General features: G+C 56.6%; 11 protein-coding genes. 7 read left to right on the top strand and 4 right to left on the bottom strand.

All coding sequences use genetic code 11. The features are described 5' to 3' along the window. Nucleotide 1 precedes the first annotated feature (1 nt). Entirely contained in the window at nt 2-709 is a 708-nt protein-coding gene (locus B9Y55_RS10355) for a hypothetical protein (protein ID WP_085545286.1), read from the bottom strand. Nucleotides 710-736: 27 nt separating this feature from the next. Then, nucleotides 737-1,552, bottom strand: coding sequence for a hypothetical protein (locus B9Y55_RS10350; protein ID WP_085545285.1), 816 nt, complete (start codon nt 1,550-1,552; stop codon nt 737-739). Between the two features lie 172 nt (nt 1,553-1,724). Here B9Y55_RS10350 and B9Y55_RS10345 point away from each other — a divergent pair, with 172 nt between their 5' ends. After that, the gene (locus B9Y55_RS10345; RefSeq protein WP_085545284.1) at nt 1,725-2,546 is read left to right on the top strand and encodes a hypothetical protein; all 822 of its coding nucleotides are present in this window, start codon (nt 1,725-1,727) and stop codon (nt 2,544-2,546) included. A gap of 229 nt (nt 2,547-2,775) precedes the next feature. On the opposite strand, the gene B9Y55_RS10340 is transcribed toward B9Y55_RS10345, so the two are convergent. Continuing rightward, the gene (locus B9Y55_RS10340; RefSeq protein WP_085545283.1) at nt 2,776-3,699 is read right to left on the bottom strand and encodes a cation diffusion facilitator family transporter; all 924 of its coding nucleotides are present in this window, start codon (nt 3,697-3,699) and stop codon (nt 2,776-2,778) included. Nucleotides 3,700-3,712: 13 nt separating this feature from the next. Further along, complete coding sequence (locus B9Y55_RS10335; RefSeq protein WP_085545282.1) at nt 3,713-4,894, bottom strand: M20 metallopeptidase family protein; 1,182 nt, start codon at nt 4,892-4,894, stop codon at nt 3,713-3,715. Between the two features lie 160 nt (nt 4,895-5,054). Between B9Y55_RS10335 and B9Y55_RS10330 the strand changes: the two genes are divergently transcribed. The 6 genes from B9Y55_RS10330 to B9Y55_RS10305 all read left to right on the top strand — a co-directional run bounded on the left by B9Y55_RS10330 (nt 5,055) and on the right by B9Y55_RS10305 (nt 13,548). Continuing rightward, nucleotides 5,055-6,341 carry an L-cysteine desulfidase family protein gene (locus B9Y55_RS10330; protein WP_085545281.1) on the top strand — a complete coding sequence of 429 codons (1,287 nt, stop codon included), beginning with the start codon at nt 5,055-5,057 and terminating at the stop codon, nt 6,339-6,341. A 334-nt stretch (nt 6,342-6,675) separates the two neighbouring features. Further along, a complete protein-coding gene (locus B9Y55_RS10325; RefSeq protein ID WP_234986216.1) occupies nt 6,676-7,329 on the top strand; it encodes a GntR family transcriptional regulator in 654 nt (217 codons plus the stop codon). Nucleotides 7,330-7,659: 330 nt separating this feature from the next. After that, nucleotides 7,660-9,378 carry a 2-oxoacid:acceptor oxidoreductase subunit alpha gene (locus tag B9Y55_RS10320; protein WP_085545279.1) on the top strand — a complete coding sequence of 573 codons (1,719 nt, stop codon included), beginning with the start codon at nt 7,660-7,662 and terminating at the stop codon, nt 9,376-9,378. A gap of 2 nt (nt 9,379-9,380) precedes the next feature. Further along, complete coding sequence (locus tag B9Y55_RS10315) at nt 9,381-10,235, top strand: thiamine pyrophosphate-dependent enzyme (RefSeq protein WP_085545278.1); 855 nt, start codon at nt 9,381-9,383, stop codon at nt 10,233-10,235. Nucleotides 10,236-10,238: 3 nt separating this feature from the next. Next, a complete protein-coding gene (locus B9Y55_RS10310; protein ID WP_085545277.1) occupies nt 10,239-11,363 on the top strand; it encodes a metallophosphoesterase in 1,125 nt (374 codons plus the stop codon). Nucleotides 11,364-11,463: 100 nt separating this feature from the next. Beyond that, nucleotides 11,464-13,548 (top strand): methyl-accepting chemotaxis protein, encoded by a 2,085-nt coding sequence (locus B9Y55_RS10305; protein ID WP_159448324.1) that lies wholly within the window; start codon nt 11,464-11,466, stop codon nt 13,546-13,548. Nucleotides 13,549-13,600: the final 52 nt, after the last annotated feature.

Genomic DNA, 13,600 nt, shown 5'->3' with positions numbered 1-13,600 from the left:
GTCAGCGAACCTTATCGAACCAGCGATGCTTCATGGCATCGTAGGTGTATATCCTGTCCGCCGTGACCACCCGAAGCTCTCTGCCCAGCACCACCGCCGCCTGCACACCGGCGATAGGCTTTATCTCCCAGCGATGCATCGTCATGTCGTAGACACACACGTCGTAAGCGTCCCAGCAGACCGCCAGGTCATCCCCTACCGCACCGTCGAAGGTCCTGTCGGTGTTCTCCATGGCGGCGGTCTGCCAGTTTCTGAGAACCGAATCGTAGACCATAAACTCGTGGTCCGTCATAGCGAGGGCTATCTTTCTGGAAAGCAAGGCGGTCTTTATATCCCCTACGGTTGGAGGAGCTATAAACCACTGGGGGACCGATGCGTCGAACACCGCGGTGCCGTCTTTGTTCCATACTATGGCGAAATCGTCGGTCAAAAGGGCCATCTGGACCGACACCCCTGTCAGAGGGATCCACTGATGGGTTCGGATATCGTAGGCCAGGACCTCCCTATCGTTCCAGACCACCGCCAGGTTGTTGTGGGTCTTCCAGCCGGAGACCGCAAAGTCGTTTAAAACCGAGTGATCCTTTAAAACAGGGTCGTAAAGCTTGACGGTGTTTTTAGTGACAAAGAGCCGAACCTCTCCGAAAGCGGGTAAAACGAGGGAGGTCCAAAGGGCTACGACCAAAAGGGCCAGCAGATACTTTTTCCTCAAGGCAAACACTTCCTTTCCGGTGAAAAACTATTTCCCCATCCTCAACTTAAGGGATCCAGGAGTCTTTCCCTCCACGACCAATCCGCTGAAACTAGCCAATAAAGCACCGGCAAGCTGATCCACCGTGCCCTGAAAGACGACCTCCAGTGAGGCCATCCCAAGCCCGGACTTCAGATAGGCCGAATCGACCCCAGTCATGGCCTGAAGGTCCTTCCTGAAGGACTCGGCTCCGACCAGGCCAGCTAGCCCTGAGACCGACAGGGTATAGGTTTTTCCGCCGGACTTAGGTTGAGGTTTTGAGACCACCTCACCTTCCGCTAAAGCGACGGCGACCTTCTCGGCGGCCACCATAAGGGCCTTACTCGCCGCCTCCTCGGAGGTGTAGCCTACCTCTTTCCCTACCGTGCTGTCGGCAAAAAGATACCTTCCGTCAGAAGCCCGATAGGCCTGTATGGATATGGTCACAGTGGCGGTGTAGAGACCGAACTCGTTGACCACAGGCCTATGGCCGTCGGCCACCGATCGGACGTAATAGCGAACACCGTACTTTCGCCCTAATGCCATGATAGCCTCTACGTCTCCCTCGAGGGCCAACCTGGCCGCCTCCGATCTCTCCATGGCATCCAGCCTGTCTTTGTCCACAACAGGGTATCCCCTCTTGGACAGCTCCCTTATTATGGCCGATGCCGCCCCAGCGACGTCCGCCCGGCCCAACACGCCGGAACCTCTCATAACCACCGCTACCCTTCCGTCTTTAGGGAGAGTCGCCCCGAAAGAGACGTCGGAGGCCAGAAAAAGGAAAACCAGGGGAAAAACCAGGATAAAACGGCTTAACCGCGCCAAGCTACCACCCCCCCCATGAGACAGATTATTCAGATACACCTCTACGATCTTAGAATACCATATAACACAAAAAGGACAAAACAGAAAATACCCTTGCCCTCAGCGATTTGTCGGACTAAACTATACGTAGGGGCATGGGAGTATCTTATAGAGAAGATGGGAGGTTTTTTCCATGAGAAAGGCTTTCGCCATAGCACTGGCGCTGTTTATGGCCACCTCCGCCGGAGCTCAGCAATCGGTGGTGCAGCAGGGACAGAGTGCGGTGCTTAACTGGACAGGAGATTACATCGAAGCGGTGGGACAGGCTGTACCGCCCACCGGCAAAGAAGGGACCGGACAGGGGAAACTCCTCGCCCGGAGAGGGGCGGTCGTCGACCTTCAGAGAAACCTTCTGGAGTTCATAAAGGGAGTTCAGATAACCTCCGAGACCACCATGGAGAACTTTATGGCCGACGATCGAGTTATGACCTCCGTCACAGGGTTCATAAAGAACGTCGCCATAACCGACTCGGAGTGGGACGGCGAGATATACACCCTATCGGGAAGGATATACCTTAAGGATATCCGACAGGCTACCTTGCCCTCCATTCAGCAGCAGGTAAAGAAGGAAAAAGACGAGAAAAAGGTCCCAGCCCCTCAGCCCAAACCGCCGACTAGGTCTCAAAACACCGGCCTCGTCCTGGACTGCCGAGACCTTCCTCTGATACCCTCGATAACGTTCAGGGTAGTGTCCGTATCGGGGAAAGAAGTGTACAGTTTTGACCAGGTCGATATGGAGCACTTCCTGGCCTCAGGACTGGCGGATTACCACAGCAACATAGGGTGGGCGAAAGACCAGCCCAGGGTGGCGACGACCCCTCTTACGGTAAAACCGCTCAAGGTCGAGTCGCCTAAAAACGTGGACATAGTGGTAAGCGATAGCGACGCCGCAAAGATAGCCGCCCTTCCCGACGACGTAGTCAAGAAGTGCCGGGTATCCATAGTTAAGAGATAGCTACAGGGAACGTCTAAAAACGCTGCTCCTCGGAGAGATCGTTCCGACGGAGCCCATTTGAGCCCGTATACTCGACCTGCCGTCGTGTAGAACGAATGGGGCGACAGGACGTCGCCCCAAGCCGAGGGGGCACAGGACGTGCCCTCCGAGGCGGTTCGTACGGAACAGGCAGGTCGAGTATACGATTGGGCGAAACAGGGCGCAGGCGGGACGGTCTCTCCGAGGGGACCTAAGGGTGAGTTTTTAGAGGTGCCCCTCCCCTTTCGTCTGGCTCTAAGTGTACCGATATTATGGTATCCTCGCCAAACCTATCTCGAATAACTTCCTCCACCGCTGTCGCTATGTCGTGTCCCTCTCTTACCGAAAGATCAGGGTCTACCAGCAGATGAAAATCCATGGCGACGGATGCCCCTATTCTCCTGGTTCTAAGGCCATGGAGATCTCTTACACCTTCCACTGCCTCGCCTATCCCCACTATTTCCCGGGAAATCTCCTCAGGCAAAGAAGCCTCCATGAGCTCGTCGGCTCCGTCAAAACAGATAGACCACCCAACCTTTATGACCATAAAACTGACGATCACCCCTGCGAGGGGATCTAGAACCCTCCCCCAGCCGCTCCAGATGATAGCCCCTCCTATTCCGACCAAGGTCGCTAAGGAGGACATGGCGTCGGACCTGTGATGCCAGGCGTTGGCCTTCAGTGCGGGGCTGTTTAACCTTATGGACGCCGACAGGGTATAGCGGTAGAGAAGCTCCTTGACTATGACCGAGATCGTCGCCGCGACCAGGGCTATCATCCCTGGGGCATCGGGGAAGTCTCCGCCTATAGCCTGAAAAATTCGACCCCCCGAGGCCCACAGGATCCCCAACCCCGCCGCTATCAAAGCCACCCCTACGAAAACGGAACATAAGGTCTCGAACTTGCCGTGACCGTAGCGATGGGAGCTGTCCGCCGGAACGGAGACCATCTTGAAGCCCCATATAGCCACTATGTCGGTGACGGCGTCGGACAGTGAGTGAACCCCGTCGGCAACCATGGCGGCGCTGTTTCCAAAAAAACCGGCGAGGATCTTTCCTAAAGTCAGCCCCAGATCGATCCAAAGCCCCCTCCAGGAGACGGACATTCCCTGAGAGGCTCTATCGTGGCACGCCATCGAGTGCACCTCTCTAGGTCCTGGAGGAGTGCCACCGAAGGGCCAGCTCGGTCAACATGGCGGACCCTACAGGGAGACAGTCCTCGTCTATATCGAAATCGGAGGTGTGGGCGGGATAGGTTATTCCCTTAGCCTCGCTTCCCGCGCCGAGACGGAAAAACCCTCCAGGAACCTTCCGAGAGAAAAAGGAAAAATCCTCTCCCCCCATGGTGGGACGTTCAAGAACGGCCACCTCGCTCTCGCCTAGCATGTCCCTGCCGGTTGAGATGATCATGTCGGACATAGCCCGGTCGTTTATGACAGCAGGACAGCCTTTGTTGAAGGAAACCTCCCCCTCACCGCCTCCACAGGACGCCACTGAGGACACTATCTCGACCACCCTTCTGGATAGAAGCTCTCTATCCTGAGGTCTGTGGGATCGCAACGTCCCCTCCATAACCACCTCATCGGAGATTATGTTAGGGGCTGTCCCACCGTGGATAGTTCCTACGGTCAGGACAGCTCCATCCAGAGGGTCTACCTCTCTGGCGACCACCGATTGAAGCTGAACTAGGGCCTGCCCCGCCATGACGATGGCGTCTTTGCCCAGATTGGGGTAGGCCCCATGGGCCTTTCTGCCCTTTATGACCGCCCGAAAGTTGTCCACCGACGCACAGCAACGGTCTTTATTGACCCCTATCTGACCGACGGAGAGGGGAATATGGACGTGAAGACCGAAGATCGCCTTTACATCATGGCTTTCCATAAACCCCGTCTCCACCATAGCGGAAGCCCCTTCTGCGATCTCCTCTCCCGGCTGAAACACCAGCACCACCGGACCGGGGAGTTCCATAGAGGACAGAAGGGACCCAGCGCCGAGCAACATAGCTGTATGGGCGTCGTGACCACAGCTGTGCATGGCCCCAGGGCAGGTCGATCCGTACTCCCTGCCGGACACCTCGTCCATAGGGAGAGCGTCCATGTCGGCACGGAGGGCCACCGCAGGGCCTTCCCCTCCGATCCGGGCAACTATTCCCGTTCCACCTACTCCTTTTTCAAAGGGAATACCCAGTTCCGTCAACACCTCAGCCACCTTATCGGAGGTTCGGAACTCCTTCATCGAAAGCTCCGGATGGCGATGAAAATCCCGTCTGAGATCCCTCAGCCAGGAAGCCAGACCTTTCGCCCTACCGTATACCTCAGAGACATCTACCATAAAAAAACCTCCTAAACTGGTCTGAATCACACGGACCTATCCTACCACGGTCGGCTGAATTATATCACCGAGAAAAAGGACGAGGCTCTATTGATCCCCATAAGAAATCATATATAATCTTGCATATCATAATACATATCCACACCATCGGGAGGGCACCATGTTCGATATTAAAGAATTTTTAGCTCAAGAGGTAAAGCCTGCACTAGGGTGTACCGAGCCAGGGGCGGTTGCCTTAGCGGTAGCCAAGGCGACCGAGACCCTGGCGGAGGACGTCTCCACCGTATCGGTCATAGTCAGCGACAGCATATTCAAAAACGGGGTGGCAGTAGGCATACCGGGGACAGGGGGGCTCAGGGGAAACCTCATAGCCGCCGCTTTAGCGGTGGTTTGCGGAAAGTCCCAGTACGGCTTGGAGGTCCTTAAAGACGCCACGGGAAAGGACATCGAGGCGGCGAAGGAGATGATCTCCGAGGGCTCTATCTCCCTTGAGGCTGATATGGCGAGACACGGCGTCTACGTAATGGCCCAGGTGGGAGGAAAGGGCCACGACGCCACCTGTATCATAGAGGGCACCCATACCAATATAGTGACCGTCAAAAAGGACAACGAGGTTCTGTTTCAGAGGGAGGAATCGACCCTCTCTACGGCACCTAAATCGGTTTCATCCCAGGTGGCGGAGATGGATTACCTGGAGCTGGTGTCCATGGCGTCGACCCTGGACGACTCCGACGTGGAGACGGTGATGGCAGGGGTCGACATGAACATGGAGATCGCCGGGTACGGCCTGAACCACGACGTAGGCCTCGGTCTGGGAAAGACCGTCAAGGCCATGGCGGGAGAGCTGTACGACCGAGATCTGGCCTCCCAGATAAGGGCCATAGCCGCAGCGGCATCGGACGCAAGAATGGACGGTGCCTCTCTTCCGGTGATGAGCAGCGCCGGAAGCGGCAATCACGGACTTACCGCAATTCTCCCGGTATACGTGGCGGGCAAGTTTCACGGCAAAAATCGCAGAGAGATAGCCGAGGCCATAGCCTTCAGCCACTTAAGCACCAGCTTCACAAAAAGCAGGATGGGACGTCTCAGTCCGGTGTGCGGCTGTGCGGTCGCAGCAGGAGCGGGGGCAGCAGCTGGCATAGTTCACCTGCTAGGAGGTTCTGTGGATCAATCCACCAAGGCTATGGAGGTAGTCCTGGGCAACCTGGTCGGGATGGTGTGCGACGGGGCTAAGGAAACCTGTGCCCTGAAGGTCTCTACCGGAGCCGCCGAAGCCTACTGCGCCGCGATGGTGGCCCTTGAGGGCAAATACCTAAAGGGAACCCAAGGAGTGGTAGACCCATCGGACATATCGAAGACCGTGGATAACGCTGTGGCCCTTAACGTCAGAGGGATGAAGGACGTCGACAGAGTGGTTATCGACATAGTGTCTAAAAGAAACCTCTAAAACTCACTTTCGAGTCCCCTCGGAGAGGTCGTTCCGCCTACGCCCTGGCCAAATCGTATACTCGACCTGCCTGTTTCGTACGAACCGCCTCGGAGGGCACGTCCTGTGCCCCCTCGGCTTGGGGCGACGTCCTGTCGCCCCATTCGACTACACGACGGCATGTCGAGTATACGGGCTCAAATGGGCTCCGTCGGAACGACCTCTCCGAGAAACAGAGTTTTTAGAGGTGCATTAAAAGGCTTGGATAGAATCGAGTAAAGCGATCAGGGCACCTGGCTTAGGATGCCCTGATCGCTTTATTGCAGCGACAAAAATCGATGGAGGTAGTTTTTTGGTGCTAAAAAATAAAAATTCATCCGAGATATCACCGACGAACAAGGAAAAGATTTACTCCGCCATAAAGGAGAAGATCCTCTCCGGCAAGCTACAGGGGGGCCATCAGATTCGGGCAGCGGAGGTGGCCAAAAACTACGGCGTCAGCGGCACCCCTGTCCGAGAGGCTCTCATTCAGCTGGAGGGGGAGGGATACGTGATCTACGAGCCCTATAAAGGAGCGATAGTCAAGAGCATCTCCAAAAAGGAAGTTCAGGAAATCTTCAAAATTCGAGCGGTGCTGGAGTGCATGGCCATGGAGACCGCCCTGAAAAGGATGACCTCCGAGGAGTTCAGGGAGGCTATGGCTCTGGCAGAAAAGGGGCTGAACGAAAGTGATCCCGCCATGTTGAGCACCATAAACTGGGATTTCCACTCCTACATATACCAAAAAGCGGACATGCCTAACCTTCTAGGACTGATCAACTCCATCAGAGCCCCCATGATGAGATACGTGAGAATATACCACCAGACCGTCGACCTCAAGGAACACAACCATAAGCATCTGGAGATCGTGAAAGCGGGCATGGACGGGGAGCCGGAGAAAGCGGCAGCTATACTGAAAAAAAACCTCGAAAAGGCCTGCGAAAAAATAGAGCTTTTTTTAGCGGACTGATATAGGGGACCTCTAAAAACCACATCGATGTGGTAGGATTATATCCAGGACTACATAGAGGGCACCTCTAAAAACTCTAATCCTCGGAGAGATCGTTCCGACGGAGCCCATTTGAGCCCGTATACTCGACATGCCGTCGTGTAGTCGAATGGGGCGACAGGACGTCGCCCCAAGCCGAGGGGGCACAGGACGTGCCCTCCGAGGCGGTTCGTACGGAACAGGCATGTCGAGTATACGATTGGGCGAAACAGGGCGCAGGCGGGACGGTCTCTCCGAGGGGACTGGAAAGTGAGTTTTTAGAGGTCCCCTAGAGAGAGAGGGGGAACTTGCATGGCTTTAGATAGGGATCTTTCGGTCGTCATATGCGGGGCGGCGGGGCTTGGGGTTCAGACCGTGGAGGATATACTGGTCAGGGTGCTCAAGAGATCGGGCTACCACGTTTTCGCCACCAGGGAGTATATGTCCAGGGTGAGAGGGGGCAACAACTCCACGGAACTGAGAATCTCCTCGAAGCCCGTGGATGGCCTGGTGGACAGGATCGACCTGCTGGTGGCCCTGAGTCCGGGGATCAGAAGCAACATCCAGAGCAGGATCGATAAGGACACCGTGATCGTCGCAGACGGATCTGTAGTGACCGACCAGTGTCTCAAGGAGCACCTAAGGTTTAACGACATTCCTCTGACGTCGATGGCAAAAGAGGCGGGCTCACAGCTGTACTCCAACGTCATAGCCGCTGGGATCGTACTGGGCCTCACCGACTCATCGGAGGAGGAGGCGGTCGACTTTTTCCGCTCTAGATTCGGCAAAAAGGGAGACGAGACGGTGGAACAGAACGCCTCGGCCTGCAAAAAGGGGGTAACCCTGGGGGCGGAGATAAGGGGACGGTTTCCCCATCTTCCCTCGCCATCTAAGGGCAACACCTCGGACAGGAAGATCGTCGGAGGTTCCGAGGCGGTGGCCATGGGCGCTATCGCCGGAGGATGCGACTTCGTCACAGCCTACCCTATGGCCCCGGCCACAGGGGTGCTGGGCTTTGCGGCTAAAAACGCCCTGAGGCTGGGGATCGCCGTGGAGCAGGTGGAGGACGAGATATCGGCGATAAACATGGCAGTAGGGGCGTCTTACGCCGGGGCCAGCCCCTTGGTGACCACATCCGGCGGGGGATTCTCCCTGATGTACGAGGGATTCAGCCTGGCGGGAGTGGCGGAGACCCCACTGGTGGTTCACCTGGGGCAGAGGCCCGGCCCAGCCACCGGCATGGCGACCAGGACCGAACAGGCGGACCTAAACCTGGCGGTCCACGCCGGCCACGGCGAGTTCCCCAGGCTAGTGATGGCCCCTGGCACCCTGGAGGAGGCTTTTCAGCTCACCGCGAAAGCCTTTCAGATGGTCCACCGATATCAGGTCCAGTCGGTGATCCTGACGGACCAATACATATTGAACACCATCAAAGACGTCCCGACGGAGGCCTTTTCCGCCCCTGAGCCGGATAAGTGCATCGTTAAATCGAACCCAAAATACCGCCGCTACGAGGACACGGCGGACGGAATCTCCCCGAGGGCCATCCCAGGATACGGAGATGGACTGGTCGGCTGCGACAGCCACGAGCACGACGAGGAGGGCCACGTCTTTGAGGACTTCGAGCTTAGAGTTCGGATGTCCGACAAGAGGTTCAAAAAGGAGCGGTGGCTTAAAGAGGACGGAGTTCCGGGGAAGCTGTCCGGCCCGGACAGCTGGACCAGGCTCATAGTCTGCTGGGGCTCCACCGGCCCTATGGTGGAGGAAGCCCTCGAGGAACTGAAGCTATCCGATACCGCCCTGCTTCGGATCAGGCAGATATGGCCCATGATGGACCAAGACCTAGCCCTGATCCAGTCGGCAAAGGAGCTTATCGTAGTCGAGGGAAACCACGACGGCCAGCTTGAGGGACAGATAAGGAAGCTAACCGGCAAAGAGGCCGACGGCCACCTGAGAAACTACTGCGGACTTCAGTTTTCGGTGGAACAGGTCCGAGAGGGCCTTTCCAGGATAACCGACCAGGAGGAATAACCATGAGAGAATCGAACTTTGACCTTCCCGGGGCGGACCTGGCCTGGTGCCCCGGATGCGGAGACTTTAAGATACTGGAGGCCCTGAAGATAGCACTGGAGGAGCTGGACCTCAAACCTGAGGACGTTACGGTGGTATCGGGAATAGGCCAGGCGGCAAAGACCCCCCACTTTATGAAGTGCAACTTTCTAAACGGCCTCCACGGCAGGGCCTTGAGCCACGCCACCGGGGTCAAAGCGGCCAACCCAAGCCTCACGGTGCTGGCAATCGGCGGGGACGGAGATATGTACGGAGAGGGAGGAAACCACTTCCTCCACACAATACGGCGAAACCCGAACATAACCAACCTGGTTTACGACAACATGGTCTACGGCCTCACCAAGGGGCAGGCCTCCCCTACGTCCCCTAAGGGTATGACCACACCTATACAGGTTAGAGGGGTCGCCAGCGATCCGGTGAACCCTCTGGCGCTGGCCTTAGTTCAAGGGGCTACTTTCGTGGCGAGGGCCTTCTCGGGCAACCTGGACCACACTGTGAAGATAATGAAGGCCGCTATAGGACACAGGGGCTATTCGCTGGTGGACATATTCCAGCCCTGCGTGTCGTTCAATAAAATCAATACCTTCAAGTGGTTCAAGGACAACACCTACATCCTTGAGGACCACGACCAAACGGACAGGACTGCCGCTATGGAACTGGCAATGAGGACCGACTATCCCCTTGGAATCCTCTATTGCCAGGAGGGCAAGCCGACCTTCGAGGACAATCTGGGGATCTACGGCGATGACACAAAGCCGCTGTTTCTGAAGGAGGGCTCCCAGGAGGCCCTAAGGGCGATAGTGGACTCGCTATCCTGATCCATGAGAATGTTCTTCCTGGTGTTCTTCTCCGTATACGGCTCCTTCAGCCTGTACGGTACGCTCCGGTGGGCCTCCACTCTGCCCGCCGGAGCTTTTCGCAACTTGGCTGTGACGCTAGGTATGGCGGCAGCCCTCTCGTTTCCTCTGGGCAGACTGAACCTGGGGCTCATCCCAGAGAACGTCAGGCCCTATCTTCTACACATAGGCTATCTCTGGATGGCCTACTTGCCCAACCTGGTTATCCCTGCCATCCTTTGGGACATATGGAGACTGGGAAGGATCGTCCTTCGTCTCCCTCCTCAGACAAAAGTAAGCGTGCCGGTCTTCGCCCTGTGGACCGGACTTTCCCTGGCGATCGTCGCCGGAGGGTGGATAAACGCCCGCTATCCTGTGACGAAGACAATCTCTCTGGAGATCCCAGGCACGGAGGACCGATCCTTCAGGATAGCCCTCATGACCGACCTACACATATCCTTCATGACCTCTCCCAAATGGCTGGAGCGAGTGGTCGAAAAGACAAACGGCCTGTCGCCGGACCTGATACTTATGGCAGGGGATATATTGGACGGCCCCGACGGGCCTAAGTTGGAGCTTATAGCCCAGGGGCTAAGGGGACTGAGGGCCCCGTTAGGGGTCTACGGCTCGCCGGGAAACCACGAATACTATCTGGGCATAGGCAAATCCCAGAGAATACTGGAAAGTGCGGGGGTCACCTTGCTCAGGGACAGGGCGGTGCTGGTCGACGACTCCCTGTGGATATTGGGCAGGGAGGACGTTCAGGCACCTAGAATGGGCCTATCCAGGTCGCCGCTGAAAAACATCATGCCCGGTGGGAATGAGCCGGTGTTGGTTCTAGATCACACTCCGATCGCAGATGCGCTGGACGAGGCGTCCACAGCCCAGGTGGACCTGCTCCTGTCAGGCCATACCCACCGAGGGCAGCTATTCCCGTTTCAGTTGATAACATCGATGATCTACCCTCTGGACTGGGGGCTGGAAAAAGTCGGAGGTTCCTACGTCTACGTCTCCTGCGGCGTGGGCACATGGGGGCCACCGATCAGGACCAGCTCGAGGCCGGAGATCGTGACGGTTGATATAAAAATCACGAAAAACGTTACGGAATAGATACTCTAATGTGGATGCTTTTTCGTTATCCCTTTGATATATTGGAACAGGAAACTTGAGTCTCAAGTCCTGCAACAATATGCCGATCGGGGGAATTTATGTGAGTCTTAGGGTAAAGATGTTGCTGTGGGTAACGGTGCCTGTGACACTGGTCTTTTTGGCGGTCCTAGGGGTTGTAGGGACCACCGTTAGGTCGACTTCCATCGACCAGCTTGAGGATAAGGTCCTGGCGACCACCTTCCAGTACGCCAACCAGGTCCAAAACGACTTTCTCCACATGACCCAGACGGCTGTGAAGCTCAGAGACGGCTTTATCGGCCTGAGGGAAGCGGGAGCCACCAGGGAACAGTACCACAACCTGCTGAAAAGCACCTTAGACGGCGATCCCTTTATATTCGGCATCTACACCGTCTGGGAGCCCGACAAGCTGGACGGCGACGACGACGCACATCGAGACAGGCCTTACCACAACGAAGACGGCAGATACGCTCCCTGGGTCGCCCGATCCAACGGCAAGGCGGCGATCCAGCCCTGCACCGCTGAAGGGGGATACCTGAAACCAGGAGGATTTTACCTGAGCATAAAGGACTCCAAAAAGGCCAGGATATTTCCCCCTTCCACCTGGACCTTCGAGGGCTCAAAGGTCACGGTGGTGGACTACGGAATTCCCATAATCCACGAGGGAGAGTTCCTCGGGGCGATGTACTCGGAGCTTGAGATATCGGGATTGAGGGAAATCGTTGGTAACATAAGGCCCTTAGAGACGGGCTACGCCTCCATCATGACCGATCAGGGGATCTACGCCGCGTCGCCGGAGGAGGAGGTCCTGGGCAAAAAGAGCCAAAATCCTCGCATAGACGATATTATAAAGGCGACCTCCCAGGGGAATCCCTACTCGATCACCGTGAATCACCCAGAGGGAACTATGCTCCACCAGTACGTGCCTGTCTTCATAGAGGGCGTGGACAGACCCTGGATATTCGAGCTGGCCTTCCCCATGGGAAAGGCAATGGCTCCCATCAGGAAACTGACCTTTACGATAGCCATCCTAGCGGCGGTGTCTCTGATTTTCGTGGTGTGCCTGCTTTGGTCCATATCGAAGAGGATAACCGACCCAATCAGAAAAGTTGCCGCCATAGCCCAGAGAGCCGGGGAAGGGGATATATCCGCGAGAGAGGCCGACTTCGGGAATATACCTAACGACGAGGTAGGAGACCTGGCCCAGTCTCTGGCGCTGATGCTGGAGGCCCAGAGATACATGATAGGCAGAGCCATAGAGCAGTCCGACCGCACCACCGACAAGGCCCGGTCAATGGCGGACATGAGCGATCGAACCGCCCAGGCGATGGAGCAAATACGAGGAGCGGTGTTCCAGGTAGTCAGCGATCTAGAGACGAGCTCCGCCTCTCTGGAGCAGGCTAACGCAGGCATAGAGGAGATAGCAGGAGGGGCGGTGTCCGTAGCTGAGAGGACCACCGACGGAGCGGAAATCGCCGCCCGAACCTCCGACAGGGCGGAGAGGTCCGCATCCTATATGTCCGGCCTTATGGACGAGGTGGCTACGGCGGAACGTATGTCCCGAAGCAGTTCCTCCGACATGGAACAGCTCGGCGAGTCGGTAAAATCCATCTCCTCTTTCGTGGAGACCATAACCAAAATCGCCGACCAGACCAACCTTCTGGCCCTGAACGCCGCCATTGAGGCGGCGAGAGCGGGGGAGGCGGGGAGAGGGTTTGCGGTGGTCGCCGAGGAGGTAAGAAAGCTGGCGGAGGAGTCCTCCGTCGCAGCGGGGAGGATAGACGGCCTCATAGAGGGGTTGAAATCTCAGACCGTCAAGTCCATGGAGGTAACCAGGGGAAACGCCAGCAGCATGGCAAAGGCCCTGAGCTTAGCGGAGAGCACGAAACAGGAGATGACCGAGTCGATAAAGGACGTTCACAACCTCAACGAGGCCATACAGGATATAGCGGCGGTCGCCCAGGAACAGGCGGCATCCAGCAAGGAGATGGCCCTGGCACTGGACAGCGTGACGTCGGCGGTAGCCCAGATGGCAGAGAGGGTTCACTCGGTAAAGAGCTCCTCCGATAATACTCTGAGAACCGCCGAGGAAATGGCTTCCGGGTCTAAGGGCCTCCTGAAAGACACAGAGGAACTAAAAGAGGACATGGACAAATTTAAACTTTAGGGAACCTCTAAAAACTCACTTTCGAGTCCCCTCGGAGAGATCGTTCCGCCTA

The sequence above is a fragment of the Dethiosulfovibrio salsuginis genome, from assembly GCF_900177735.1.
Lineage (GTDB): Bacteria > Synergistota > Synergistia > Synergistales > Dethiosulfovibrionaceae > Dethiosulfovibrio > Dethiosulfovibrio salsuginis.
The sequence above is the reverse complement of the archived record's forward strand: the minus strand, read 5'-3'. Positions and strand labels throughout refer to the sequence as shown.